This window comes from Enterobacteriaceae endosymbiont of Neohaemonia nigricornis (genome assembly GCF_012571795.1).
Classification (GTDB): Bacteria; Pseudomonadota; Gammaproteobacteria; order Enterobacterales; family Enterobacteriaceae.
The window spans coordinates 370,709-394,992 of sequence record NZ_CP046222.1; the positions used below are offsets into that span (position 1 = coordinate 370,709).

Here is a 24,284-nt window from a genome sequence, read left to right on the forward strand (position 1 = left end):
TTCTTCTAAATTATCTGTTTAAAAAAACACATTAAATATTATTTAATTCGTCAAACTACAATTTATATTGTACTATTTTTGTTAATTTATTTTTAATTGTTTGTATAATAGTTTCTATTCCTTGTAATCTAGATATTGTTAAATATTTATTTAAATTTAATTTTTTAAAACATAAATTTATATTAAATTTTATAATTTCATTATAGGTTTTATTTTCATAAAAAATAAAAATCATTGTTAATAGACCTTTTACTATGGCAGAATCACTATCTCCATGAAATATTACATAATTATTAGATTGTATTTTTATTGATATCCAAACTTGACTTTGACAACCTGGAATAAAATTTTCTAACGAATGAGCTTTTGATGATAAATATGGAATATTATTACCTAATTCAATTATATAAAGATATTTTTCTTCCCAAGAAGAACAACTTAAAAAATTTTTCTCCATAATATTTCTATTTATTATAGGATATATTTTCATAATTTTTTATTTAATAATAAATTGTTTATATATATTAATTTTTCTATAAAAACATCTATTTCTTCAATATTATTATATATTGATAAGGATATTCTACACATAGACTGTACATTATAATAATTCATTACAGGAATAGCACAATGATGTCCAGTACGTATGGCAATACCATATTGATCTAAAAAACTACCTATATCATAGGCATGATGTTGATTAATATTAAAAGAAATAATACCTATACGATTATTTAATTTATTGCTACCAAATATTTTAATATTTGGAATTGTATTTAATTTTTCTAAAGTATATTTAGTTAAAAATTTATTATATGTAATAATTTTATTTATATCAAATGATTTAAACCATTTTAATGCAGCACTTAATCCAATTATACCTGATATATTAGGTGTTCCTGCTTCAAATTTCCATGGCACTTGTTCCCAAATGGGATCTTGAAATTTATTAAAATATTTAATCATACCTCCACCAAATTCCCATGGTGATATAGATTCTAATATTTCTTTTTTGCCCCATAAAACACCAATACCTGTAGGACCAAAAATTTTATGTCCTGAAAATACAAAAAAATCACAATTTAAATCTTGTATATTAATATTAATATTTGCAATTGCTTGTGCACCATCTATTAAAGTAATAATATTTTTTTTACGTGCTAATGCTATAATTTTTTTAATAGGGTTAATCGTTCCCAAAACATTAGAAATATATGTCAAAGATATTAATTTGGTATTCTGATCAATTAATTTATATAATTTAGATATATTTAATTCACCATTAAATGTTAATGGAATAATTTTAATTGTAAAACCTATTTTTTTAGATAATATTTGCCATGGTAAAATATTTGAATGATGTTCCATCTCAGATATAATAATATTATGTTTATATTTTATATTTTGTAATGCCCAAGTATTAGCAATAAAATTAATACCTTCTGTTGTACTTTTAGTAAAAATTATTTCTTTTGATGAAGGAGCATTAATAAATTTTGCAATTTGTTTACGTATATATTCAATATTATTAGTCATATTTATACTTAAATCATATGAACCTCTATGTACTGTTGCATAATTCTTTATATAAAAATTCTGTAATGTATTAATTACATCTATAGGTTTATGTACAGTAGCTGCATTATCTAAATAAATAAATTTATGACTATTAATTTTACGTGATAAAATAGGAAACTGTTTACGAATATTTTTAATTGAATAATTATCCATTAAATATAATTCTCTATTAATAAATAATAATAAGATGTATATTGTGAAATTATTTCTTTTATATTAATATCATTTATATCATTGATAGTATCTATTATAAAAGCATAAATTAACATAGCAAATATTTTCCTGAGTTTTATACCTCTTGTTCTTAAAAAGAAAATTTGTGTTTTATCTATTTTCCCTGTTAATGCACTATGTTTACATTTAACATTATTATTATAAATATCTAATTTAGGTTGCATATTTATTTCTGAATTTTGATCTAGAATTAAACTATTATAATTAATTTGTCCATCTGTTTTCTTTGCTATTTTATTAATATATAATTTACTAATTAAATTAATAATAGAATTTTTTAAAGCAATAGATTTATGTAATTGAAAACTATAACAATTTTTACTATTATGTTTTAAATAATTATAATTATTAATTATACTATTTTTTGTAGTTAAAATTAAACTTTTATATTTTAATGTAGAATTATTACCTATAAATTTAAAATAATTATTATAATGTATATTTTTATAATTGGATAATAAATCATATTTTTTCATTTGAATTGTATTATATAAATGATATGTATAATTAGAACAATAAGTACTAATTTTATTACAATGATCTGTAATAAATAAATAATGTTTTAATATAGTATTATTTTTGCAAAAATAATTTGTATAAGTATTATTAAAACAATTTTGATTTAAATTAATAAAATGTTCAATAATAATTATATTTTTATTATTTAAAGTAATATTATTATAATAATTAGATATTTGCATATTATTAGTATTATTAATATTTAAATATATAAAATAGATAGGTTTATTAATATTATTGGTATTATTACTAATATCTGTAATATTAATAGATATTAATTTTTGAGATAAAATATAAGATAAATATACATAAATATTTTTTTGGTAGAAACTATTACAAAAATCTCTATCACAATTTAATTCATTAATTGTAATATTATAATAATTATTAGTTATATCGCTTATATCTTTATATAAAAGACCATTTATAAAATATAAATAAATAGCATTTTTCATTAAAATTAAATTATTAATTTTATCTTTAATAATTTTTTTTATAAAAAAATAATCATAATTATGTAAACAAATATCTTTATTAATATATAAAAAATTTTGATATTTTTTATTAAAAAAATTTGTTTTTAGTAATTTTTTAAAATTTAACCAATATTTTTCTTTTATATAATTAAATTTTTTATTTTGATTTTGTATATATATTTTTTCTAATTTATATAATGTATCATTATCTATGTATGTTATCATATCCATGATCCTCTAAACAAGATACTAATCCTATATCTCCAGATTTAATAATAGTATTATTATTTAATATATGTACATAATCTGGTTTAATATAATTTAAAATACGTTGATAATGTGTAATAATAATAAATGATCTTTTTTTATTTCTCATACTATTAATAATAGTAGCAACTTTTTTTAAAGCATCAATATCTAAACCAGAATCAATTTCATCTAAAATACATAGATTTGGTTCTAATACTAACATTTGTAATATATCATTAATTTTTTTTTCCCCACCAGAAAACCCAACATTAACAAAGCGTTGTATAAATGCTTTAGATTTACCTATAATTTTTAAATTATTGTTAATGATATCTTTAAAAATAAACCTATCTATTAATTTAAGATTTTTATATTTACGTATAGAATTTAATGCGTTATATAAAAATATATAATTCGTAACACCAGGTATATCAGGTGAATGCTGAAAAGCTACAAATAATCCTTCACAAGCTCTTATTTCTGGTTTCATATTTAATAAATCTTGATTTTTATATAAAATTTGTCCTTGTGGTATAATATATGAAGAATGTCCTGCTAATACATATGATAACGTACTTTTACCTGAACCATTAGGTCCCATAATGACATGGATTTTACCTGGTTTTATATGTAAATTTAAGTTTTTTATAATATTTTTTTTATTAATATTAACGTATAAGTTTTTTATTATTAACATATTATTTATATAATTTTATGTAAAATGATTTTAACCAATACTATTTTCTAAACTAATAGATAATAATCTTTGTGCTTCAACTGCAAATTCTAAAGGAAAATTCAAAAAAATTTCTTTACAAAAACCATTAATAATAATTGAAATAGCATTATCAATATTTAATCCTCTTTGTAAACAAAAAAATATTTGTTCTTCTCCAATTTTAGAAGTTGTTGCTTCATGTTCAACTTGTGAATTATTATTTAAAATATTTAATTTAGGATAAGTATGAGTGCTACATTTATCACCAATAAGAATAGAATCACATTGAGTAAAATTTCGAGCATTATGTGCTAGTTTGTCTATATGCACTATACCTCTATAAGTATTCTTGCTATTTTCTGTAGAAATACTTTTAGAAATAATAGTTGATTTAGTATTTATACCTAAATGTATCATTTTAGTCCCTGTATCTGCTTGTTGTAATCCATTAGTTAATGATACTGAGAAAAATTCTCCAATAGAATTATTACCTTTTAAAATAACACTAGGATATTTCCATGTAATAGCAGATCCCGTTTCAGATTGTGTCCATGACATTTTACTATGATTACCTTGACATAAAGCTCTTTTAGTAACAAAATTTAATATTCCTCCTTTTTTATTGCTACCCGAAAACCAATTTTGTACAGTAGAATATTTAACTTTAGCATTATGATGTAAGATTACTTCAACAACTGCTGCATGTAACTGATAATTATTTCTAATAGGAGCCGAACAACCTTCTATATAACTAACACTACTATTTTCTTCTGCAATTAAAATTGTACGTTCAAATTGCCCAATATTTTTTTCATTAATACGAAAATAAGTAGATAATTCAATAGGACAATGGGTATTTTTAGGAATATAAATAAATGTACCATCTGAAGCAACAGCTGCATTCAATGCCGCAAAAAAATTATCATTAGCTGGTACAACAGAACCTAAATATTTTTTAACTAATATTGGATAATTTTTAATAGCATCATTTAATGAACAAAAAATAATACCTTTTTTTAATAACATTTTTTGATGTGTAGTAATTACTGAAACAGAATCAAAAATTGCATCAACAGCTATATTTTTATTACTATTTACTGGTATATTTAATTTATCAAAAGTTTGTTTTACTTCATGAGTAAAATATTTATCTTTTATATTATGAGATTCTTCATAAAATGGTGCAGAATAATAAATATAATTTTGATAATTTAAGTTTTTAAAATATCCATTTAACCAATGTGGTTCAATACTATTAGACCAAGATTTATATCCTTTTAATCTGAAATCTAACATCCATTTAGGTTCTTTGCGTATATTGGATATATTATGAATAATATTCAGATTAATACCTGAAATTAATTGTTCGTTTTTTAATTTTGTTATAAAACCTTCTTTATATTTTGGTTTAATATAATATTTCTGATCCTTATTAAATATATTATTTTTCATACTAATTCTCTTTTGAATATTTAATATTAAAACTTTCTCCACAACCACAAAAATTTTGAATATTTTTATTATAAAATATAAATTTTTTACTAAATTCTTTAATTTGATAATCAATTATTGTGCCATCTATAAATAGAATATTTTTTTTTTGAATATATAAATCTATATTATTATTTTTAAACATTATATATTTATCTGTTATATGTGATAATTTTATATAATATTTATAACCTAAACATCCAGATTTTTTTATATTTAAAATAATATTTTGTTTATTTAAAGTTTTATTTATGATTTTAATAAGTGCTATTTTAGCATTATTAGTTAAAAATAAACCTTGATAATTATTTTGATTACATTCTAAATGTACTAGTGTATTATTGGTATGCATTTAATTGATTATCCTAATAATTATATTATTTATTATATAATAATACTGTTATATACAATAACAAATTTATTATTTTTTAAATAATAAATATTATTTAGTTATAAAAATTAATATTATAAAATTAGTAAATATTTCCATGTGATAAAAATTAACTTACAAATATTATTATAGATTTTAAATTATATAATATTTAAATATTATTTATTATTAATAACAATTATTTTATAAAATTATTTATTGAAAACTGTTTCATTCTAAAACCTAATAAAAATAATGTAATTATATATATAATAAAAACAAACATACATATACTAAACATATATGTTATACGTGTTATAAATGTTGATAAAATTAACCATCTTTCTGAAATTATACTTTTAAAATATATTAATACTATACTTAAGACAATAGTTACTATTAATATACGATATAAAAAATAGAACCATCCTGGTTGTGGTTTATAAATTTTATTTTTTAATAGTTTATAAAGTAAAAAAATGACATTTAAAAAAGCAGCTAAACATATTGCAATGGCAAAACCAATATGTTTAAAAAAATAAATAAATATTGGACTAATAAATTGAGTTATTATTAATACAAAAATAGAAACTCTTACAGGAGTAATAACATTTTGTCTAGCATAAAATGCTAATGCTAATACTTTAGAAACTATTAAAAATAACAAACCAAATGCATATATCATTAAATTATTTTGGGTCATTAAAATATCAAAATATGTAAATTGTCCATATTGAAATAGAGTAATTAATAATGATTTAGATAAAAAACCTAAAATTAAAGAACTAGGTATAATTAATAAAAAACATAAACGTAATCCAATATCTATTAAATGATTATATTCTTCTTCATTGTTTTTAGTATAAGCGTCTGTTAAGGATGGTAATAAAACAATTGTTAATGCTATACCAAACATGCCTACTGGTAATTCCATTAAACGGTCAGCATAATAAATCCATGTAATAGAACCTGTTACTAAAAATGAAGCTAAACCTGAATTAATTAATAAAGAAATTTGTGTTGCAGATACTCCTATAATTGCTGTAGCCATTTTTTTAAACACTCTAATAACACCATGACTAAGCATTTTTAATGTAGGTAATACTAGCATATTTATTTGTTTTAAATAAATTAATTGATATGCAATTTGTAAAAATCCTCCAAATAAAACAGACCAAGCTAAAATTAATATAGGTGGTTGTAATACTACAGGAAAAATTAATATACAAATAATCATACTAAAATTTAATAATATAGGTGTTATAGCTGGAACAAAAAAATTTTTCCAAATATTTAATATTGAACTTGCTAAAGAAGATAAAGATATTAATAATATATAAGGAAATGTTATTTTTAATATTTTAGATGTTAATGATAATTTATAATCAGTATTAACAAAACCTGGTGCTATTATTGAAATAATATATGATGAAAATATTATACCTAATAATACTATAGTTGTTAATATAATTAACAATATACCTAATATTGAAGCTATAAAATGTTTTGTATCTTTTTCTGTTCTTGTATTTTTATATTCAGCTAATATTGGAGTAAATGCTTGTGAAAATGCACCTTCTGCAAATATACGTCTTAATAAATTAGGTAATTTAAATGCAATAAAAAAAGAATCACTATAAATACCAGCTCCAAAAATTCTTGCAATAAGACTATCTCTAATGAAACCTAATAATCTAGAAAATAATGTTATTATACTAACAGTTGTTAATGATTTTAACAAATTCATATTATTCCTAATAGTAAAAATAATTTATTATATATATAAATAATTTTAATTCAAATTTTAATATATAAAATGTTATAAAAATATATTATCTATATTTAAAATAATATATTTTTTTTAAATAAAAAATGTTTTTTTATAAAAATATATTTATATTAAAAATATATATGTTTTTTTATAAAAAAACATTTTTTAATAAAAAAGGTATTTTGCATGATTATTCAAGAAGTATCAAGAGCTAATTTACCAACAAACTGGGGATCTTTTATCATTATTGGTTTTGAAGAAATATATAATAAAAAAAATCATATTGCATTAGTTTATGGTATAAATAATTTTAATAAAACTTCTGTTTTAACAAGAATACATTCAGAATGTTTAACAGGAGATGTATTTTCTAGTTTACGTTGTGATTGCGGTCCTCAGTTACAACTGTCTTTATCAAAAATTACAAAAGAAAAATGTGGTATATTAATTTATCATAGACAAGAAGGAAGAAATATTGGTTTAATCAATAAAATTAAGGCTTATTATTATCAAGATTATGGTTTGGATACTATCCAAGCAAATCATAAATTAGGTTTTAATAATGATGAAAGAAATTATATTATATGTGCAGAAATATTAAAAATATTAGGTATATATAATATAAAATTATTAACTAATAATATGAATAAAATATACAGCTTACAACAAGCAGGAATTAATGTTATAAAACGTATACCTTTAATTATTAAACCTAATCAATATAGTTTTAAATATTTATATACTAAAAAATATAAAATGGGACATATTTTATAAATAAAAATATTTTAATTTAAATTATTTAATTTTATGATATATAAATTATGTACATATGATAATATTTTTTTTAAAAATATTTTTTTTGTATTAGTAAGATGATTATTAACTAATAAATTATTAATTTGTTTAATATAATCTTTTATAAAATTTAAATCAAATTTGTTAAATATATATTGTTGCCATTGATTAATTTCCATACTATTTAATGTATGAAAAAAATGTCTAGATCTATATTTAAAAAATAATATATTAGCTCTAGGATCTTGAAAAGGATATAATTTATGATTTTTATGAAAATATTGTTTTTGTATATAATTAAATTTTTTTATATCTTGTTTAGGAAAAAAATTATTATATAATAATTTATCTACATTATAGATATTAATTGCATTATTAATATTTACATATTTTTTTTCTATAAAATTTGATTTAATAAAATTTATAATTTTATCTAAGTTCTTTTTTAATAAAATAAAATTATTGAAGTAATATAAAATATTAAAATTTAAACGTTTAATATCTGTAATATTTAAAACTTTTAAAGGTACTATAATAGGAATTTGATTCATATTTATATATTTTATATATTTTATAATAAATTGTTTATTTACATGTTTTTTTTCTATTATCTTATTTAAGAAATCTTTTATGTTATATGTTAAATCAAAAATAATTAAATTATTATTATTATATGGGTTAAAAAGTAATGGTACTACACAACCTACACTATTATTAGTGTTTGTATAAATATTATTAATATGAATAACAGGGTATATATTATATATATTTATTATTTTATTTAATTCTGTTTTTAAACGATATTTAAAAAAATAATTAAATAATAAAGGTTGTTTTAATTTAATTAATTTAGTAATAGCTATAGTAGAATATACATCGGTTAAAGCATCATGTAATTTATCATGTATAGGAATATTATTAACTTCTATTATTTTCCCAAGATTAAAAATAGTTTTATTATCTTTTTTAGGCCAGTTGATTCCTTTAGGACGTAAAATATTACATGCTTTAACTAAGCGTAATATATCCCAACGACTATTATTATTTTGCCAAGACCAAGAATATGAATCATAAAAATTACGATAAAATAAATTTCTACTAAATTCATCGTCAAAAGAAATATTATTATAACCTAAAATACAGGTATTATTACGTGAAAAAATATTATAAATATTTTTAGCAAATATATTTTCACATTTACTATTATTAAGTATATATTGATAATCAAAATTATGAATAGTAATAGTATTAAGATTAGGCAAATAATCTTTAGATAATTTATTATATAAAATAATAGGTTTTTCTATTATATCTAAATTAATATTTGTACGTATACAAGCAAATTGTGCAATACGATCATCTTGAGTATGCAACCCAAAAGTTTCATAATCATAAAATAAAAAACTAAATTCATTTTCTTGTTTCATATTTAAATAACCTTATTTTATAAATGTAAAAAAAATTTGCATTAAATAAATATTATGCATAAAATAGTACATCTATACTATGGTGAGGTGGCCGAGTGGCTGAAGGCGCATGCTTGGAAAGCTTGTATATGTAATAAACATATCATGGGTTCGAATCCCTTCCTCACCTAATTATTTTATTATATTTTTAATAAAATGTTATGCTATTTTAAAAATTTACTAAATATATTATTCATGTTAAATTTTACTAAAATAATAACCCATTATGGTTATTTAATGGTTTTTTTAGGTTCTCTTATAGAAGGTGAAACATTTGTTATTATAGCTGGATTATTAGCTAATAAAAATATGTTATCATTTTATAAAATAGTTATTATAGCAGTTATTGGATCATTTATAGGAGATCAATTTTTATTTTATCTAGGACAAAGATATAGTACACAAATTTTATATTTTTTAAATAAATATAATTTTAAAATTAAAAAATATTATAATATAATACGTAATTATCCTTATATTTTTATTTTAGTAATAAGATTTATATATGGATTAAGATTAGTTGGTCCTATTATTATTGGTATAATTAATGTTTCTTTATTAGAATTTATTATTTTTAATATTATTGGTGCTATAATATGGGCATTTATATTTACTAGTGCAGGATATTTTTTTGGAGGTATTATAACTACATTAATAATAGATTTAAATAAAATTATTAAATACTTATTATGTACAATAATTATATTATTTATAATTAAACTAATATATAAAAAATATATTAAAAAAAAAAATAGTAAATAAAGTAATACTACTCTACTAGTCTCATATTAAAAACAGTTATTTATTAAATTAATCTTTTAATAATTTGTATAATAGGTTCAGGATATAACCCAAATATTATTGTTAATATAGTTAGTAATAATAAAATAATCTCTATTAACAAAGTATTATGTGTTTTTTTAAATTTTTTATTTATATTCATAGTATGAATTGTTGGAGGTATTAAATATAAACTTATAATAATACGTAAGTAATAATATAGACCAATAATACTACCTAATATCAGTATAAAAATCAAATACCATATTCCCATATAAAGATTCAAATACATAATATAAAATTTTGCAATAAATCCTATAGAAATAGGTATACCAGCTAAAGAAAATAACATAATAGTTAATATAAAAGCATACAGAGGATTATACCAAAACAATCCTCTGTAATTATAAATATTATCTGTATGATATTTATCATAATGACTTACATTTTGTGAATGTAAACTCATAACACCAAATATTCCTATATTATTAATAATATAACTAATAATATATATTCCAATTGTAGTTAATATTACAGTATTGTTTTGCAAATTTATTCTATTATAAAGTAATATAGTTAATAAATAACCCATATGAGATATAGAAGAATATCCTAGAATACGTTTTATATTAATTTGTGTAAGAGCCATAATATTACCAAAAATTATTGATAATATAGATAATAAAAGTAATATTTTATATATTATTATTTGATTTGTATAACTCATATAAAAACATATTAATAATTTATGTAATAATATAAAAATTACAGTTTTACTAAATGTTGATAAAAACATAGTAACTATAGTAGGAGAACCTTCATAAATATCAGGAGTCCATAAATGAAAAGGTACTATTGATAATTTAAATCCTAAACTAAATAATATAAAACATATACCAATTATATCTAAATGAATATGATTATTTGAATTATACATATTTATCATAACATTTGTTAAATTTATAAAATTTAAATTACCATATTCTATATATATTAATGAAATTCCTAATATTAAACATGATGAAGATATAATTGATAAAATAGTATATTTTATACTTGATTCTAAAGATTGTTTTGAACCAACATTATAAATAATTAATCCAAACATAGGTATAGAAATTAACTCTAGTCCTACTAACATAAGAATAAAATTATTTGTATAATTTAAAACTATTCCACCTAAAGAAATAATAATAATTAATAAATAAAATTCATCTTTATTATGAATAAGTTTATTTAACCATGGATAAGCTATAATACATGTAATAATACTTATTAATAATAAAATTATTGAAAAAAAATTATAATAATTATTATAAACAAATAAATAATCATAATTAATATTGTTTTTAAAAACTAATATAGAAATTATAGTTATAATTAAACCTATTATAGTTATAAAACAACTAATTAAATTATTACGTTTAATACTTATAGTAATAAATAATATAATAATTGTTGTAATAATAGTAATAAATGGTGTAAATATTGTAATTGAATTTATCATAAAGTTTATTTTTAATTTATAAAATATTATATAAAATATACATAATATTTAATTATAATATATATTGTTAATAATGTTATAAGAAATATTTAAAATTGGTTGTGGATAAAAACCTAATATTAATAGTAAGATTAATAAAAATAAAATTATTATTTTTTCTCTTATCATCATTTTATTTAAATTATGATTGATTATACAAGGACCATAAAAAATTTTTTGCATCATATTTAAAGAATAAATACTTGCAAATAATATACCAAAAGTTGCAATACTAATTAGTATTGGATATTTATTAAAAGCACCTAATAAAATTAGAAATTCACCTATAAAATTTCCTGTACCTGGAAGCCCTAAACTCGCTAAAGAAAAAAATAAAAATAATCCTGGTAAAAGATTTATAATTTTCCACAATCCTCCCATATTATGAATATTTCTTGTTTTTAAACGTTCGTATATTTGGCCACATAAAATAAATTGAGCAGCAGCAGATATTCCATGAGCAATCATCTGTATTATTACACCTTGATATGCTATTTTACTATGACTATAAATACCTATTAAAATAAATCCCATATGTGCAATAGAAGTATAAGCTATAATTTTTTTTATATCATATTGTGTACATGCCATCCATGATCCATAAAAAATATTAATCATACCTATTAATATAGGTATAATAGCAAATTTTTCTGAAGTAATAGGACATAAAGGTAAAGCAAATCTTAATAAGCCATATGCAGCAGTTTTTAATAAAATTCCCGCTAAATCTACTGAACCAGCAGTAGGTGCTTGGCTATGTGCATCAGGCAACCATCCATGTAAAGGAACTATAGGTATTTTTATAGCAAAAGCTATAAAAAAACATAACATAATTATATATTCTATAGTTAAAGATTTAGGTATATTTAATAATTGATTATATTCAAAAGTTAATATTCCTGTAGTTTTTTGGTGTAATACTACTAGTATTAAAATACCAATTAATAAAAAAAAACCACTGATTTGTGTATAAATAAAAAATTTTGTAGCTGCTTTAATACGACTTAAATGATGGATAGAATTATGACCCCATAAAGATATTAAAAAATACATAGGTATTAACATAATTTCCCAAAATAAAAAAAATAAAAACATATCTACAGATAAAAATACTCCAATCACACTACTTAAAATCCATAATAAGTTTAAATGAAAAAGTCCATGCCATTTATTTATTTCATTCCAAGAACATAATACAGCTACTATGCCTAATATACCAGTTAACATAATCATTATTATAGATAAACCATCTAATGCTAAATGAAAAGAAATGCCTAGACTTGGTATCCAAGATACTATGAATTCTGTATAACATATTGGTAATATATTATGTATATGATAATTATGAGGATGAATTATTAATTCGAATAATGATAAACTAAATACTATAATCATAGATATTAAAGATAATAAACGAGGTAATTTATAGTTTATTTTTTCAATATACCAACAAATTAATCCACTTATAAAAGGAATTAAAATAAATAAAGGTAGTAACATAATTTTCCTAAAATTATATTGTTTAATATTAAAGTATACTATTTTAATTGTAATTTTTATATTAATAACATTAGTTATTTATTATTATTAATAATAATACAATTGTTCCTATATACATAAAAGATATATAATAACGAATATATCCATTTTGGTTTCGACATAATATTTGATTTATCTTATATATTATATTAATAATATAAGTATTAATATATTGTATTATTGGATCATATTTTATTAAATATAATATTTTTAAAAAATTATTAACTAATAATTTTTTATATATTAAATTTATATAACAACCATTTAGAAAAAATTTTTTTATGAAATTCTTTTTATAAAAAATTTTTTCTAAAATTCTAAAATATTTAATATAATTTAAAGTATAAGACATATAAGTGATATATCCCATAATAGATATTATACCAGATAATATTTCTAAAAAATGATAATATCTATAATCTATTATTATTAAATGTGGTAATACAAAATGTTTATATAAAGGTAATAATAATTTTCCTATTATACTAGATAATATCATTAATATAATTAATGGAAAATAATGTATAAAACCATTATTTTGTTTAGGCACAATACAATTTTCCCCATAAAAAATAATATAAATCATTCTAATAGTATATAATGACGTTATAAAATTACCTATTAATCCTAATATAGTTAGACATACATAATTATGTATAAATGCTTCATATAAAATTTTTTCTTTAGTAAAACCACTTAAAGTAATACAAGGTATAGCTATTAAAGACATGCTACCTATTACAAATATATAATATATATAAGGTAAATATTTTTTCAAACCTCTCATATATAAAATATTTTGTTCATTATAACAAGAGATAATAATAGATGCCGCACACAAAAATAATAATGCTTTAAAAAAAGCATGAGATATTATATGAAATAAAGCTGCATCCCAAGAACAAACGCCTAATGCTAAGAACATATAACCAATCTGACTCATTGTTGAATAAGCTAAAATAGCTTTAATATCATTTTGGACTAATGCACAACATCCTGATAATAATATTGTAATTATACCAATAACACTAATTAAAATTAGTACATCATGTGCCATAAAAAATAATATATTATTACGTAAAATTAAATAAATGCCTGCTGTTACCATAGTAGCAGCATGAATTAAAGCTGATGCAGGTGTAGGACCAGACATAGCATTAATTAACCAAGTATTTAATGGATATTGCGCTGATTTTCCTATTGCGCCTATTAATAATGTTAATGCAATTATTTTGATATAAAATGTATTATAATAAATATATGATGATGTTAATAATAAAGATATTTGATGAAAATTAAATGTCTTAAATAAATAAAATATTAAAAACATACTAATAAGAAAAAAAATATCACTAAACCGTGTAATTAAAAAAGCAGTAAAAGCAGATGTTATATTTTTATATTTCTGATAAAAAAATCCTATTAATAAATAAGAACAAATACCTACTCCTTCCCAACCAAAAAACATAACGAAAAAATTATCTGCTAAAATTAATAATAACATATTTGCTATAAATAAATTAGTATACGCAAAAAATCTAGCATACCCTTCTTTATTTTTCATATACCATATAGAAAATATATGAATTAAAAAACCTACACCTAATGTTATAAATAACATACTTATAGCAAGTATATCTACATGAAAATTTAAATTAATATGTAAATAATCAATATTAATAATATTCCATACATGTTGATTATATGATACATAATGTTTTATAAAAAAAATATAACTAATAATAGTAGTAAGAATTAAACTTAATCCAATAGAACCTATACCTAACATAGTAATTATATTGGTATTTAAATAATTAGCAAAAAAAGATAATATTAAAAAACTTATTAAGGGCATTAAAATAATAAAATAAAGTAATTTCATCCATTTAACTCACTCATTGAATCAACATTAATTGAATATTTAAGATAATATAATTTAATTAATAATATTAATCCTATACAACTTTCAATAGATGCTATACTGATAGATAAAATATACATTATTTCACCTTCAGTTTGTTTCCAATAATTACCAGCAATAACACATAATAATGCTGAACTATTTAACATTATTTCTGTACATATTAAGATATATAACATATTATTTCTAATAATTATACCAGTAAAACTTATCGAAAAAATAATAAATATTACAATCAATATATGATATAAAGGAATCATGTTTTTATTTCTTTTATTTATAAAAATGATTTTTTATATTATTACCTATATGATAAAGAATTACAATTCCAGATAATAATAATATAGAAACAAGCTCTACAATAAATTTATATTTTGTAAATAAATCTATACCTATATTAGTAATATTCATTATATTATTAGTAATAAATATTAATGGGCATGCAATCTTTAATAATATACTTATTATCGTAATAAATAATATATTTAATAATATAAATAAGATAATTAAATAAGGTTTATATAATATTTTTTTTTCTATTAAAATATTATTTTTAGTATTTAATAACATTATTATAAAAACAAATAATATAAGTATAGCACCACCATAAATAATAATTTCTATTGCTCCAGAAAAATAATTACCTGTTATAAAAAAGAAACTAGAAAATATAATTAATATTAATAAAAATGATAATAATGTACTAATTGGATGAATACTAAAAACAACAAATAATGTACATATTATTGATATAAAACTTAAAAAATAAAAAATAATTTGCATAACTTATAAAAACCTTTATATATTAAGTTGTATTTAATATTAACATATTATTTATATTACTATCTTTATGGTAGTAAACTTTTTGTATTTACTATATTCTGTTTTTTATTTTTTTTTGGATGATTTTTAATCTTAATACCAGAAACATTATAAAAATCATATTTTTTATATTTGCCTTCATTTTTAATTAATAAATCATCTTTTTCATATATTAATTTATTTCTGTCAAATTCACATAATTCAAAATCAGGTGTTAATTGTATTGCTCCTGTTGGACAAGCTTCTTCACAAAATCCACAAAAAATACATCTAGATAAATTAATACGAAAAAATTTAGGATAAGATCTATTATTACTATCAATAGATTTTTTTAATGATATACAACTTACAGGACAAACAACAGCACAAAGATTACATGCTACACAACGTTCATTATTATTTTTATCCGAAGTTAATATAATTCGACCTCTATATCTAGGTGGTAAATATACTTTTTCTTCAGGATATTTTATAGTTTCTCTTTTAGCTATAAAATTTTTTAATATCAATAATATACTTCTAATTTGACTATATATATCTATAAAAAATTGTTTAATTTTCATTATCTTTATATTTATTAATAATATTATATTATTACTAATAATGCAGTAATAATAAGGTTAATTAATGTTAATGGTAGACAAATAAACCAACCAAAATATATAATTTTATCATACCGTGGTCTTGGTAATGATGCTCTAATCAAAAAAAATAAAAAAATAAAAAATATAGTTTTTAATAAATACCATATTATACATGGTAAAATAGGACCCAACCACCCTCCAAAAAATAAAATTACTATTAATGAGGATAAAACAATAATATTAATATATTCTCCTACAAAAAATAATCCAAATTTCATTCCTGAATATTCAATATGATAACCATCAGCTAATTCTTGTTCTGTTTCTGGTAAATCAAATGGATGTCTATGATTTACAGCTAAACTAGCTATAAAAAATGTAATAAAACCAAAAAATTGAGGAATAATATTCCAGCAATATTTTTGTTGATAAATAATATCATATAAATTAAATGAACCAGTTATACATATTACACCCATAAGTGATAATCCTAAAAATACTTCATAACTTAGTAATTGTGCAATACCTCTAATAGATCCTAATAATGCATATTTATTATTACTAGACAAACCAGCAAATAAAATAGCATATACTGACATACTAGCCATCATTAAAAAAAATAAAATTCCAATATTTAAATTATATACTATAATAGTTGGTGTTAAAGGCAATATAGCAAATACAGATAATAATGTGTTAAAGGCTATTATAGGTGCAAGGTTAAATAAAAATTTATTAGAAAATATAGGAATCCAATCTTCTTTAAATAAAATTTTAATCATATCTGCACATAATTGTAAACATCCAAACCAACCAACCCTATTAGGACCATAACGATTTTGAAATAACGCTAAAATTCTACGTTCTCCAAAACTTAAAAATGCTCCACTCATTATTACAAAAATTATTATTAATAATGTTTTAAAACACATAGTATCTGTTTCGACTAACAAAAGATTACTCTGCATTATTCCAATATCCTTAATTTTTCAACAGTTTTATTTAAAAAAAATAATGGTATACCCGATATGCCTAATGGTAAACTAATTAATCCTTGATGTAATTTATATGAAATTTGTACTTTAAAAGTAAAAATATTTTTTAAACAATATAATTGTATTATATTGTTTGTTTTTATATTTAAAGATATTGCATCTTGATAATTTAAAATTGCATAATATTCATTAAAATATTTATTTATTAATAATGATTTTTGAATTACATGATTATCATAAAATTTATTATAAGAAACAATTATTAAATTTTTAGATTTAATAAATAATTTTGGTATATTAATTAATATTTTAGGTATATTAATATTATAATAATTTATTATATATCCTGTAGGAACATTTTTTAATGAAACACCTATATTTTTTTGAAACTTATGTATTGATTGTCCAGAATTCCATCCAGGATACCAAGTATATGGCATATGAGTACAATTTTCAGGACTATTACCTTCCATAGAAAAATTAAACATAGTATTTAAATCATTAGATTGTATAGGTTCATGTATATATTTATTTGCAAATATAGCACTTCTTCCACTATAACGTAATGGTGATCTAGCAAATTTTCTATTATTTATTCTAAAATTTGCTGCAGGTGCTGCTTTATTTATACCCTGTAACTCAGGAACAATTGCTTCACATTGTTTTATGATATTATCTAAAGTAATATAATCGGGTTTAATTTTATGCATACTATTATAAATCATAGATAGCCATTGCCAACTAGCTTTTCTTTGGTTGTTTTTATTGTAAAAAACAGGATCATATACCTGAAAAAATCTTTGTGCACGACATTCATTATTAATTACTGTACCACTACTTTCAATAAAATTTGCTGCAGGTAATAATATAGTAGATTTATTTGTAGTATGAGTAATAATATTGTCTATCACAATAATATTTTTAATTTTGTGTAAAAACTTATCTATTTTATTTTTTTCTTCATAAATATACAAATCATTTTCTATAATGATAATTGTATCAATAATATTTGATATATTAAAAATATTGTCTACTGGATGCCCATTAATTATATTAATACCCATACTATTAACAGTATTTAAAGTATAAAAAAAACCTATATGTTGTATTTTTTTATATAATGTTTTTAATAATATATATGTAGCATGTAATAATTCTATTGAATACGTATTTGTACCTGTAATTATCAAACATTTCTGAGCTTTTAATAGTATTGATATGATGTTAATAATTTTTTTTTGTAACATTATATCTATTGTATTATCATCAAACTTATTATACATAATATAATGTGATATTGCATTAATAAATATGACTTGATTCATAACAGGTGCATAGTAATTAAATAAAGAAATATCATCTAAATTAGTTGTATCTAAACTAGTTATAAATAACGGATTTTTATGATTAAAATTTGCATTTAACAACGCATTAGCATGCCAATTATGAATATTATTTTTATTAATATTATTTTTAATAGCTTGTCTAACAGCTAATGCTGTTCTAGGACTTGTTACACTAATATCTTCACCTATAATAAAAATAGCATCATAATTTTCAATTTCTGATAATGTAGGATGATGAATTTTTTTATTTTTTAATATATTAATAAAATAATTCATTTGTTTTTGTTCAGTATATGATATACCTGAATAAAAATTCTGTGAACCTACTAATTTTTTTAAAATAACATTGCTTTCTATGCTCGCTCTAGGAGAACCAATACCAATAATATTCTTAGATTTATTTAATATATTAATAATTATTGGAATAATTTGATGTTCTTGTACATGTATAATATTATTATTTGAGGAATGTAATATAACATTTATTGGATTATTTTTATTATGGATATAATCATATCCAAAATATCCTTTATCACATAAAAAATAATGATTAATTTTTTCGTGAAATCTGTTATGTATACTAGATAAATTACCATAACGTTCACCAATATATAAATTACATCCTAAAGAACAATTTTGACAAACACTAGGTGCATATTGTAAATCCCATTTTCTAGTATAATATTTACTGTTAATTTTATCTGTAAATACTCCAGTAGGACATACTTCAATTAAATTACCAGAAAAATTATTTTGTAATATACCATCTGTATATCTACCAAAAAAAATATTATTATTAGCACCAAAAACATCTAAATCTGTACCTTGTGCATAATCTTTATAAAATCTTACACAACGATAACATTTAATACAACGATTCATATTGTGAGATATAAAAGGTCCTAAATATTGATTTGCATATATTTTTTTTGGAAAATTATATCGACGATTAGTATGTTGTGTCATAATTGTCATATCTTGTAGATGACAATTACCTCCTTCATCACATACAGGACAATCATGTGGATGATTAATCATCATAAATTCAATAATACTTTTACGAAATTCTCTAGTTTCTATATCATATATAGAAAAACGCATACCTTCAATTGGTGCAGACATACAAGACATAACAATATGTCCTATATTATCTGAGATATTATCATATTGTTTAATTGCACATTGTCTACATGATCCTACACTACCTAAACGAGGATGCCAACAGAAATATGGTAAATTATATCCAAGTTCAAGACAAATTTTTAATAAATTATCTTTTTTATTAACATGATAAGATTTACCTTCTATAATAATATTAACCATAATAAAAATATTCCATAATTTTTAAAAAAAAGATTTAATATAATTTAATTAGGTATTTTATATATTTAATAGCATATAATGCTAATTTTTATACATTATTTTTTATACCCTGATAAAATTCATTAGTAAAATATTTTAATGCACTTTGTAATGGTTCTATAGCTCCAGGCGCATAAGAACAAAAAGATCTACCATTAATTAACTGATTACTAATATCTTTGAGTAATGTAATATCTTTCATATGGGCTTGTTTTTTTTCTAATAAATTTAGTATTTGTACAATCCATGGTAATCCTTCTCTACAAGGTGTACATAATCCACAAGATTCTCGTGCAAAAAAACTTTCTATATTCTTTAATAAAGATATTATATTAATTTTATGATCTACTGCCATAGCAATACCTGTACCTAATCTACTACCAATATTACTAATATTTATAAAATCCATAGGTAAATCTAAATGTTTTGGTAATAAAAACCCAGTCCCAGCCCCTCCTGGTTGCCAAGTTTTTAATGTAAATCCTTTTTTCATTCCATGTGCATATTTTTCTAAAATAATATATGCTTTTGTACCAAATGGCAGTTCCCATAATCCTGGATTATTAACATTGCCAGAAAAACCAAAAAGTTTTGTACCACTATCATGTGTACTATGTGATATATCTTTATACCATTGTGCGCCATGTAAAATAATACCATTAATATTACAAATAGTTTCTACATTATTAATACATGTAGGTTTCCCCCATAAACCTATTGTAGATGGATAAGGAGGTTTAAATCTAGGATTAGCTCTTTTGCCTTCTAAAGAATTTAATAAAGCTGTTTCTTCACCACAAATATATCTACCAGCACCAGTATGTAAGAATAATTCAAAATTAAAATCAGTATTAAAAATATTATGACCTAATACACCAAAATTGTAAGCTTCTTTAATAGCTTGATTTAAAATATTAGCACACTTAATATATTCTCCTCTTAAAAAAATATATCCTTTATTTGCTTGTATAGCAAAAGCACTAATAATCATTCCTTCAATTAATTGATGTGGTAAACTTTCTATTAGAAAACGATCTTTATAAGTACCAGGTTCCATTTCATCAGCATTGCATATAAAATAACGTATTTCATTAGTATGTTGTTTTTTAGGCATTAAATTCCATTTAATACCTGTAGGAAATCCACCACCACCTCTGCCTTTTAAACCAGCTATTGTTATTAATTTAATAACATCTGTAGCATTCATAGTCATTAATGTTTTCTTTAAAGCTTTATAACCATCTTTTTTTATATATTCATTTAAAAATATAGTTTCTTGATTATTATTAATACGCCATGTTAATGGATGACTTTCAGGTTTATAATTATTAATATATTTATTCTTCATTAATATAATTATCCAATATATTATTAATATTATCTATTGATATAGCAGTATATATGTTTTCATTAATCATAATCACAGGACTATTATCACAATGTCCTAAACAACATATAGGTAATAAAGTGAATAAATTATCTTTAGTTGTTTGTCCGACATCAATTTGTAATTTTTGTTTAATATATTCTATTATTTTTAGATATCCTGTAATATAACATACAACACTATCACAATATTTAATAACATATTTACCTACTGGTAAACGAAAAATCTGACTATAAAAAGTAGCTATACTATCTATTTCACATACATTAATTTTTAAAATTTTAGAAATAATATTAATAATTTCATCTGAAATCCAACCATATTTTTTTTGGAAAAATATTAATAATTCAATAATAGATGCACGATTACATTCATAATGAGTAATAATTTTATTAATTATACTCATATCTTGATTATTTAATATAATTTTTTTATTATTTTTATTTATATTCATAAGATATTAACGATCTACATCAGACATAACAAAATCAATACTACCTAAATAAGTAATAAGATCAGAAACTAAACTACCACGAATTACTGAAGGAATTTGTTGTAAATGAGGGAAACTAGGTGTTCTTATTCTTGTTCTATAACTAACAGTATTATGATCACTAATTAAATAATAACTATTAATACCTTTAGTAGCTTCAATCATTTGAAAAGATTCATTCGCTTTAATTAATGGCCCCCAAGAAACTTGTATAAAATGATTAATTAGTGTATCTATATTTTGTAACATTTTACTCCTTAAAGGAGGAGTAGTTAATGGATGATCCATTTTATATGGTCCAGATGGCATATAATTTAAACATTGTTTTAAAATACGTAAACTTTGCCAAATTTCTTCAAATTTTAATATAACTCTTGAATAACAATCACTAATATTATTGCCAATAGGAATATCAAAATCAAAATTTTCATACCCAGAATAAGGACGATTTTTACGTACATCAAAATTTAAACCAGTAGCTCTTAACCCAGCTCCAGTTATCCCCCAAGATATAGCTTCCTTTTTATTATATATAGCAATATTTTTAGATCTAGATATTAAAATACTATTTTTTAAAGCAACTTTTTGATATGTTTGTAGTCTTTTAGGTAACCATATTAAAAATTTTTTTAATAAAATATCCCAACCTTTAGGTAAATCATTTGCTATACCACCAATTCTAAACCATGCTGGATGCATTCTAGCACCTGTGATTGCTTCAATAATATCATATATTTTTTGTCTATCAGTAAAAATTAAAAAAATTGGTGTCATAGCACCGACATCTTGTATAAAAGTTGCTAAATATAATAAATGACTATTAATACGAAATAATTCAGATAACATTACTCTAATAACTTTAATGCGATCCGATACAATAATATTAGCTAATTTTTCTACAGCTAAAATATATGCCATTTCATTAATACATCCACCTAAATATTCTATTCTATCTGTGTATGGGATATAAGTATGCCAGGTTTGTCTTTCTGCAATTTTTTCAGCACCTCTATGATGATAACCTATATCAGGAAAACAATTGATAATTTCTTCACCATATAATTGTAAAATAATTCTAAAAGCACCATGTACAGAAGGATGATTAGGTCCTAAATTTAAAAACATATAGTCATATTTTTTATTATTAGTGGTTAAATTCCATTCTTTGGGATTAAATTGTGTATTATAAATATCTATGGCATATTTATTTTTTGTTAAAAAATAGTTTATATTTTCTGTAGCTCTTGCAGGATAATCTTTACGTAATGGATATCCATCATCCCAATTATTAGGTAATAACAGATGTTTAAGATGTGGATGATGTAAAAATGTTATTCCAAACATTTCCCATATTTCTCTCTCATACCAATTTGCATTACAAAAATAGGATGTGATAGTATTAATATATAAATTATTTTTTTGTAATGGTATTTTTAAAATAATATCAGAATTGTATTCTAAAGAGATAAAATGGTAAAACAAAGAAAAATCCATATTATTATTTAATAAAGAATAAAATTTATTTTTGTGTAATCTTTCATCAACACCATGCATATCATATAACATATTATAAGGATATTTTATTTTATATAATAATTTTATAAAATTAATTATATTTTCTGGTTTAATCCAAATAATTAATGGCATATTATTATGTTGTATATTTTGTATTATAAAATTTGTAGAACCTAATGTATTATTTAATTCTTGAATAAAAAGTTTTATGTTTTTATCTATAAAATAGTGGTTATGAGAATTATTGAAATATTCTTTTTGAAAAGAATTTTTAGAATGTTTCATAAATAAAATATACCTTATTATTAATTATATTAAAATAATATT

21 protein-coding genes and 1 tRNA gene are annotated in these 24,284 nt (G+C 20.4%); 3 read left to right on the forward strand and 19 right to left on the reverse strand.

Annotated features, from left to right (window positions below; genetic code table 11):
• Positions 1-55: 55 nt before the first annotated feature.
• The 7 genes from sufE to murJ all read right to left on the reverse strand — a co-directional run bounded on the left by sufE (position 56) and on the right by murJ (position 7,382).
• Positions 56-490 carry a cysteine desulfuration protein SufE gene (gene sufE, locus GJT85_RS01815; RefSeq protein ID WP_281351806.1) on the reverse strand — a complete coding sequence of 145 codons (435 nt, stop codon included), beginning with the start codon at positions 488-490 and terminating at the stop codon, positions 56-58.
• On the reverse strand, positions 487-1,731 hold the full coding sequence (locus GJT85_RS01820) for a SufS family cysteine desulfurase (RefSeq protein WP_208754510.1): 1,245 nt from the start codon (positions 1,729-1,731) through the stop codon (positions 487-489). Before GJT85_RS01820 ends, sufE begins: the two co-directional genes overlap by 4 nt.
• Complete coding sequence (locus GJT85_RS01825; RefSeq protein WP_208754511.1) at positions 1,731-3,032, reverse strand: SufD family Fe-S cluster assembly protein; 1,302 nt, start codon at positions 3,030-3,032, stop codon at positions 1,731-1,733. The genes GJT85_RS01820 and GJT85_RS01825 overlap by 1 nt, the downstream gene beginning before the upstream one ends.
• Entirely contained in the window at positions 3,013-3,753 is a 741-nt protein-coding gene (sufC, locus tag GJT85_RS01830; RefSeq protein WP_208754512.1) for a Fe-S cluster assembly ATPase SufC, read from the reverse strand. Before sufC ends, GJT85_RS01825 begins: the two co-directional genes overlap by 20 nt.
• A gap of 30 nt (positions 3,754-3,783) precedes the next feature.
• Positions 3,784-5,226: a Fe-S cluster assembly protein SufB gene (sufB, locus tag GJT85_RS01835; protein WP_208754513.1), complete on the reverse strand. Its 1,443-nt coding sequence runs from the start codon at positions 5,224-5,226 to the stop codon at positions 3,784-3,786.
• Position 5,227: 1 nt separating this feature from the next.
• Entirely contained in the window at positions 5,228-5,617 is a 390-nt protein-coding gene (locus GJT85_RS01840) for an iron-sulfur cluster assembly accessory protein (RefSeq protein ID WP_208754514.1), read from the reverse strand.
• A 217-nt stretch (positions 5,618-5,834) separates the two neighbouring features.
• Positions 5,835-7,382: a murein biosynthesis integral membrane protein MurJ gene (gene murJ, locus GJT85_RS01845; RefSeq protein WP_208754515.1), complete on the reverse strand. Its 1,548-nt coding sequence runs from the start codon at positions 7,380-7,382 to the stop codon at positions 5,835-5,837.
• A gap of 210 nt (positions 7,383-7,592) precedes the next feature.
• Between murJ and ribA the strand changes: the two genes are divergently transcribed.
• Positions 7,593-8,180: a GTP cyclohydrolase II gene (gene ribA, locus GJT85_RS01850; RefSeq protein ID WP_208754516.1), complete on the forward strand. Its 588-nt coding sequence runs from the start codon at positions 7,593-7,595 to the stop codon at positions 8,178-8,180.
• Between the two features lie 11 nt (positions 8,181-8,191).
• Here ribA and sbcB read toward each other — a convergent pair whose 3' ends face one another.
• Positions 8,192-9,628 carry an exodeoxyribonuclease I gene (gene sbcB, locus GJT85_RS01855; RefSeq protein ID WP_208754517.1) on the reverse strand — a complete coding sequence of 479 codons (1,437 nt, stop codon included), beginning with the start codon at positions 9,626-9,628 and terminating at the stop codon, positions 8,192-8,194.
• Positions 9,629-9,709: 81 nt separating this feature from the next.
• On the opposite strand from sbcB, the gene GJT85_RS01860 reads away from it, so the two are divergent.
• Positions 9,710-9,797 (forward strand) — tRNA-Ser (locus tag GJT85_RS01860).
• A gap of 65 nt (positions 9,798-9,862) precedes the next feature.
• On the forward strand, positions 9,863-10,429 hold the full coding sequence (locus GJT85_RS01865) for a DedA family protein (protein ID WP_208754518.1): 567 nt from the start codon (positions 9,863-9,865) through the stop codon (positions 10,427-10,429).
• Between the two features lie 43 nt (positions 10,430-10,472).
• On the opposite strand, the gene GJT85_RS01870 is transcribed toward GJT85_RS01865, so the two are convergent.
• From GJT85_RS01870 to nuoC, 11 genes are all read right to left on the reverse strand, one after another.
• Positions 10,473-11,954, reverse strand: coding sequence for an NADH-quinone oxidoreductase subunit N (locus tag GJT85_RS01870; protein ID WP_208754519.1), 1,482 nt, complete (start codon positions 11,952-11,954; stop codon positions 10,473-10,475).
• A gap of 48 nt (positions 11,955-12,002) precedes the next feature.
• Entirely contained in the window at positions 12,003-13,493 is a 1,491-nt protein-coding gene (gene nuoM / locus GJT85_RS01875; protein WP_208754520.1) for an NADH-quinone oxidoreductase subunit M, read from the reverse strand.
• A 70-nt stretch (positions 13,494-13,563) separates the two neighbouring features.
• On the reverse strand, positions 13,564-15,414 hold the full coding sequence (gene nuoL, locus GJT85_RS01880; protein WP_208754521.1) for an NADH-quinone oxidoreductase subunit L: 1,851 nt from the start codon (positions 15,412-15,414) through the stop codon (positions 13,564-13,566).
• Positions 15,411-15,713 (reverse strand): NADH-quinone oxidoreductase subunit NuoK, encoded by a 303-nt coding sequence (gene nuoK, locus GJT85_RS01885; RefSeq protein WP_208754522.1) that lies wholly within the window; start codon positions 15,711-15,713, stop codon positions 15,411-15,413. Before nuoK ends, nuoL begins: the two co-directional genes overlap by 4 nt.
• A 13-nt stretch (positions 15,714-15,726) precedes the next feature.
• Positions 15,727-16,236, reverse strand: a complete 510-nt coding sequence (locus tag GJT85_RS01890; protein WP_208754523.1) for an NADH-quinone oxidoreductase subunit J — start codon at positions 16,234-16,236, stop codon at positions 15,727-15,729.
• Positions 16,237-16,301: 65 nt separating this feature from the next.
• Positions 16,302-16,838, reverse strand: coding sequence for an NADH-quinone oxidoreductase subunit NuoI (gene nuoI, locus GJT85_RS01895; protein WP_208754524.1), 537 nt, complete (start codon positions 16,836-16,838; stop codon positions 16,302-16,304).
• A gap of 23 nt (positions 16,839-16,861) precedes the next feature.
• Positions 16,862-17,827: an NADH-quinone oxidoreductase subunit NuoH gene (gene nuoH / locus GJT85_RS01900; protein ID WP_208754525.1), complete on the reverse strand. Its 966-nt coding sequence runs from the start codon at positions 17,825-17,827 to the stop codon at positions 16,862-16,864.
• Positions 17,827-20,523 carry an NADH-quinone oxidoreductase subunit NuoG gene (gene nuoG, locus GJT85_RS01905; protein WP_208754526.1) on the reverse strand — a complete coding sequence of 899 codons (2,697 nt, stop codon included), beginning with the start codon at positions 20,521-20,523 and terminating at the stop codon, positions 17,827-17,829. Before nuoG ends, nuoH begins: the two co-directional genes overlap by 1 nt.
• Positions 20,524-20,611: 88 nt before the next feature.
• Positions 20,612-21,910, reverse strand: coding sequence for an NADH-quinone oxidoreductase subunit NuoF (gene nuoF / locus GJT85_RS01910; RefSeq protein ID WP_208754527.1), 1,299 nt, complete (start codon positions 21,908-21,910; stop codon positions 20,612-20,614).
• Entirely contained in the window at positions 21,900-22,403 is a 504-nt protein-coding gene (gene nuoE, locus GJT85_RS01915; RefSeq protein WP_208754528.1) for an NADH-quinone oxidoreductase subunit NuoE, read from the reverse strand. The genes nuoF and nuoE overlap by 11 nt, the downstream gene beginning before the upstream one ends.
• A gap of 6 nt (positions 22,404-22,409) precedes the next feature.
• Positions 22,410-24,251: an NADH-quinone oxidoreductase subunit C/D gene (gene nuoC / locus GJT85_RS01920; protein WP_425482948.1), complete on the reverse strand. Its 1,842-nt coding sequence runs from the start codon at positions 24,249-24,251 to the stop codon at positions 22,410-22,412.
• Between the last annotated feature and the right edge of the window lie 33 nt (positions 24,252-24,284).

Excerpts from the sequence above, each read along its gene's own strand:
- sufE (WP_281351806.1), bottom strand. The coding sequence starts at position 490 with ATGAAAATATATCCTATAATAAATAGAAATATTATGGAGAAAAATTTT.
- GJT85_RS01820 (WP_208754510.1), bottom strand. The coding sequence starts at position 1,731 with ATGGATAATTATTCAATTAAAAATATTCGTAAACAGTTTCCTATTTTA.
- GJT85_RS01825 (WP_208754511.1), bottom strand. The coding sequence starts at position 3,032 with ATGATAACATACATAGATAATGATACATTATATAAATTAGAAAAAATA.
- sufC (WP_208754512.1), bottom strand. The coding sequence starts at position 3,753 with ATGTTAATAATAAAAAACTTATACGTTAATATTAATAAAAAAAATATT.
- sufB (WP_208754513.1), bottom strand. The coding sequence starts at position 5,226 with ATGAAAAATAATATATTTAATAAGGATCAGAAATATTATATTAAACCA.
- GJT85_RS01840 (WP_208754514.1), bottom strand. The coding sequence starts at position 5,617 with ATGCATACCAATAATACACTAGTACATTTAGAATGTAATCAAAATAAT.
- murJ (WP_208754515.1), bottom strand. The coding sequence starts at position 7,382 with ATGAATTTGTTAAAATCATTAACAACTGTTAGTATAATAACATTATTT.
- ribA (WP_208754516.1), top strand. The coding sequence starts at position 7,593 with ATGATTATTCAAGAAGTATCAAGAGCTAATTTACCAACAAACTGGGGA.
- sbcB (WP_208754517.1), bottom strand. The coding sequence starts at position 9,628 with ATGAAACAAGAAAATGAATTTAGTTTTTTATTTTATGATTATGAAACT.
- GJT85_RS01865 (WP_208754518.1), top strand. The coding sequence starts at position 9,863 with ATGTTAAATTTTACTAAAATAATAACCCATTATGGTTATTTAATGGTT.
- GJT85_RS01870 (WP_208754519.1), bottom strand. The coding sequence starts at position 11,954 with ATGATAAATTCAATTACAATATTTACACCATTTATTACTATTATTACA.
- nuoM (WP_208754520.1), bottom strand. The coding sequence starts at position 13,493 with ATGTTACTACCTTTATTTATTTTAATTCCTTTTATAAGTGGATTAATT.
- nuoL (WP_208754521.1), bottom strand. The coding sequence starts at position 15,414 with ATGAAATTACTTTATTTTATTATTTTAATGCCCTTAATAAGTTTTTTA.
- nuoK (WP_208754522.1), bottom strand. The coding sequence starts at position 15,713 with ATGATTCCTTTATATCATATATTGATTGTAATATTTATTATTTTTTCG.
- GJT85_RS01890 (WP_208754523.1), bottom strand. The coding sequence starts at position 16,236 with ATGCAAATTATTTTTTATTTTTTAAGTTTTATATCAATAATATGTACA.
- nuoI (WP_208754524.1), bottom strand. The coding sequence starts at position 16,838 with ATGAAAATTAAACAATTTTTTATAGATATATATAGTCAAATTAGAAGT.
- nuoH (WP_208754525.1), bottom strand. The coding sequence starts at position 17,827 with ATGCAGAGTAATCTTTTGTTAGTCGAAACAGATACTATGTGTTTTAAA.
- nuoG (WP_208754526.1), bottom strand. The coding sequence starts at position 20,523 with ATGGTTAATATTATTATAGAAGGTAAATCTTATCATGTTAATAAAAAA.
- nuoF (WP_208754527.1), bottom strand. The coding sequence starts at position 21,910 with ATGAAGAATAAATATATTAATAATTATAAACCTGAAAGTCATCCATTA.
- nuoE (WP_208754528.1), bottom strand. The coding sequence starts at position 22,403 with ATGAATATAAATAAAAATAATAAAAAAATTATATTAAATAATCAAGAT.